The organism is Paenibacillus alginolyticus DSM 5050 = NBRC 15375, from assembly GCF_000422905.1.
Taxonomy (GTDB): Bacteria; Bacillota; Bacilli; order Paenibacillales; family NBRC-103111; genus Paenibacillus_E; species Paenibacillus_E alginolyticus.
This window is the reverse complement of sequence record NZ_AUGY01000201.1, coordinates 1-3,539: the sequence shown is the minus strand read 5'-3', so window position 1 is coordinate 3,539 and position 3,539 is coordinate 1. Positions and strand designations below refer to the sequence as shown.

3 protein-coding genes are annotated in these 3,539 nt (G+C 44.6%); 2 read left to right on the top strand and 1 reads right to left on the bottom strand.

Annotated elements, in window-relative coordinates:
* Nucleotides 1–320 precede the first annotated feature (320 nt).
* Nucleotides 321–1,172 carry an AraC family transcriptional regulator gene (locus G519_RS0138010; protein ID WP_029198983.1) on the bottom strand — a complete coding sequence of 284 codons (852 nt, stop codon included), beginning with the start codon at nucleotides 1,170–1,172 and terminating at the stop codon, nucleotides 321–323.
* Between the two features lie 275 nt (nucleotides 1,173–1,447).
* Here G519_RS0138010 and G519_RS0138005 point away from each other — a divergent pair, with 275 nt between their 5' ends.
* Together G519_RS0138005 and G519_RS46675 are read left to right on the top strand one after the other, a co-directional pair.
* The gene (locus G519_RS0138005) at nucleotides 1,448–2,299 is read left to right on the top strand and encodes a sugar phosphate isomerase/epimerase family protein (protein WP_029198982.1); all 852 of its coding nucleotides are present in this window, start codon (nucleotides 1,448–1,450) and stop codon (nucleotides 2,297–2,299) included.
* Between the two features lie 199 nt (nucleotides 2,300–2,498).
* Nucleotides 2,499–3,104: a TVP38/TMEM64 family protein gene (locus tag G519_RS46675; RefSeq protein ID WP_127528340.1), complete on the top strand. Its 606-nt coding sequence runs from the start codon at nucleotides 2,499–2,501 to the stop codon at nucleotides 3,102–3,104.
* Nucleotides 3,105–3,539: the final 435 nt, after the last annotated feature.

Below are 3,539 nucleotides of genomic sequence, written 5' to 3'. Positions count from 1 at the left end.
GTAGAAATTGCGCTTTAGTGTGCTAGAGAAATGAGAAGCTGCGAGAGCGAGAGCATTTAGCAGCTAGACTCCATAATTAAGGGGCCGAACCGAAAATCGGGAAAATAGATGCACTTTCTGCAGCAAGTCAAAACGTATAGCGTGATTCCTCACGAATTTGATGTACTTTATGCAGTTACTGGGCATTAGTGCTTTCTAGTCTCCGGATTTCATCGAGTCTGAACACCACATAGTTCCAACAAAAAAAGGTTGTCCAAAGTCACGTAGACTTGGGCGACCTTTTTCTGTTTGGTGACCTTTTTCAACTCGCAGTTTCGCGATCAAACCCGCCGCTGCTGGGCTTGGTACTGCCGAGGAGGAAGGCCAACAGCCTTCTTGAACGTTCGAATAAAGTTGGAGTAGTCGTTGAAGCCTGCTAGCTGGCACGTATCTGTGACTGTTGAGCCTTCGCGCAGCAGCTGTTTCGCTTTGGCGATGCGCTTGAACAAAATGTGCTCATGGATAGTGCTGCCTGTGTGTTTTTTGAACAGTCTGCATAGGTAGGAACGATTCATGAACACGACGTGTTCCAGTACCTCGAGCGACAGATCTTGATCTAAATTTTCGTCAATGTAGGTGAATAGAGAGGAGAGCTTGTCGGGAATCATGATCTGTTCCTCTTGTTTGCCTTGATTTTGAAAAACTCGATTGATAAACACGAGCAGCTCGATAAAAGCTGAAACAAGCAGGATTTCCGATCCTGGGAGCGCTTGAGGTCGATTATACATTTCCATACGCTCATAAAGTTTCATAATGTCATCAATCTGCTGTGGAGTCAGCCGCATCCGGTTTTGCTCGCCGAATACACGGTTATTGAAGCAGTCAAGCAAGTTAAACTGCGGAGAACTAAACGACTTCACCAGCGTGGGATTGAAATGGATTACGACGTTCTCATATCGCTGTTTTTTGGATTGAAAATTAGGGCGATGCAATTCATTACTGTGCATGATCAGCAGATCCCCGTATTGCAGGGGGTAGACCTGTTTTTCGATGAAGTAATGAACGTCTCCAGTAAGGAAAAAATAAATTTCATAGTGGTCCTGGTGTTGGTGGAAGTCCAATGGAAGCGGATCATGGGTCACGGCATGTCTGAAATTAATCATGCGATGTAGATTATGGTAAAGTTCCTGCACGTGAGGTTCTCCTCTATTTAGCTGGAGTCAATATTAGCAAACTTTTGCCCAATTAATGCAATGAATACGTTTTTATTATACTGCAAAATAAAGAATAGATAAACAATCAACACAAAGTGACACCAAGCTCTGAAGCATATTCCGTCTGCATCGAGCATTAGCTCGATCGGCGTCTAACTTACCATTTAAAGCGGTTATACATCACCGAATTGCTTCGATAAGAGTTTAGACAATACTTTGCGGGGGCCCCAAACGAAATTAGGAGGCATATTCAAATGAAATTATCCGTGTTTACTGTAGCGACACCTGACCTGACACCAGAAGAACTAGCCAAGGCGGCTATTGCTGCCGGGATTGAAGGTATTGAATGGCGTTTTAAAGATATTCCCGCCGACGCGGTAAATGAGAAGCCATCTTTCTGGAGAAATAACCTTTGTTCCATTGATCCGAATGGATCGGATGAAGAATTGGAACGTTTCCGATTAGCTGCTGTTAACAATAACTTAGTGAACTTGAGCGTCACACCTTACTTAAACGCGTGTAATGTTGCTGAGACTGAGCATGTTTTCAAAGCTGCCCAGAAAATTGGAGCTTCCTTCATTCGTATTGGTGTTCCTGGCTATGACAAGAGCAAAAATTATAATGACTTGTATGCAGCGGCTGTGGACTATTTACATCATGTGCAGGAATTTGCTCAGCAGTATGGCGTTAAAGCTTTAGCTGAAATCCACCATAATACGATCACGCCAAGTGCTGGCTTGGCACATCGATTGGTTTCCAACTTCAATCCGGAATACATTGGGGTTCTGCATGACGCGGGCAACATGGTGCATGAAGGATACGAGAATTTCCGCATGGGTCTTGAGCTCCTCGGACCTTATCTAGCGCATGTTCATGTGAAAAATGCAAGATGGTTGCCAACCGGCGAAGAGCAAGATGGCATCAAGCTCTGGAAGAGCGAGTGGTCGCCATTAAGCGAAGGTATCGTCAATTGGAAGCAACTGTTGAATGACTTAAAAGCGGTCGGCTACGACGGTTACCTCGGCATTGAAGATTTCAGCGGTCAATATGGCTCGCAGGAGATGCTGAACAATTTTGCTTCGAAAGTGAAGCAATGGTTGGCATAAATGATTGTAAGGTCTTAGGAGTCTCACTCGTCTTCAGCGGGTGGGGCTTTTTTTGCATGCCAGTGGTTGATATGCAGTCCTTGCTTTGTGTAAGATAAAACTCAAGAATGCTGGGCGAAGGAGGGGAGTCATAGCGCGCTCGAAGTCGCTCTGGTTACTGTTGTTATGGTTTATAATCGCTGTCGCGGGTCTGCTCGTTTTGAAATGGACCGGAGTATGGGAGCGTTTGGATCTGGATTGGATGACCGATTGGCTGCGTGACCTAGGTCCTCTTGGTGGGCTGCTGTACATTATTGTTTATACCCTCCGTCCATTGGTATTATTTCCGGCGACACCGTTGACCCTATATGGAGGCTATGTGTTCGGTGCTTTTTGGGGGACGATCTACGATATTATCGGGGCTGGCGCCGGGGCGATGCTTTCTTTTTATATTACGCGCAAATGGGGTCGAAACAGCTTTCAGCGGATTTTGCGAAACAAGAAGCTTCAGTCTTTCGATCAGAAGGCCGAAGAAAAAGGTTTTATGGTCGTTCTATATATGCGCTTAATGCCTTTCTTTCCTTTCGATGGCGTAAGTTATGGAGCAGGACTGTCCAAAATTCGCTTCTGGGACTATACGTGGGGAACGCTGATTGGAATAATTCCGGGTGCTGTTGTTTATAATGTTTTTGGCGCATCACTGCAAGATATTGGATCGGGCAAGTTCTATGCCGCAGTGGGAATGTACATCGCTTTTGCATTAATACCGCTGCTGCTGAAAAAGACACAAGCTCTAAAGACTCGCGACCGGGAAAAGCGTACATAGAAGATTAATAGGGGGAGAATTGCGAAAATGCAGGGGAAATCGTGGCAGCCGGATTTATCTAGGTGCTCGTGATCCAAGCGATGAAAGAGAAAAGGGCCGCCAGGGTTATCCTGACGGATTTTTGGATTAGGGGGAAGATGGGAAACCTAGGACACTTAGCCTTAGAGAAGGAAGTTGTTGTACAGCGTACAACAATTTTCTTGATTTCTTCTCGGCGTGCTTAGAATGTTGTATGTCGTACAACAATTTTGCCCTTTTAGGCGCTAAAGAGGTACTTTTGGCTGGAATTGATGTATTTTATGCAACATTCGTGTGGAAAACGCGGATTTACTTGCTTAAAGTTGTACAAAATACATTACCGATGCATCAAACCTCACATCAAATATTTACTTAATTTGTAATATAAAGTATTTATTAATCTAGACAAACAAAGAA

Excerpts from the sequence above, each read along its gene's own strand:
- G519_RS0138005 (WP_029198982.1), top strand. The coding sequence starts at position 1,448 with ATGAAATTATCCGTGTTTACTGTAGCGACACCTGACCTGACACCAGAA.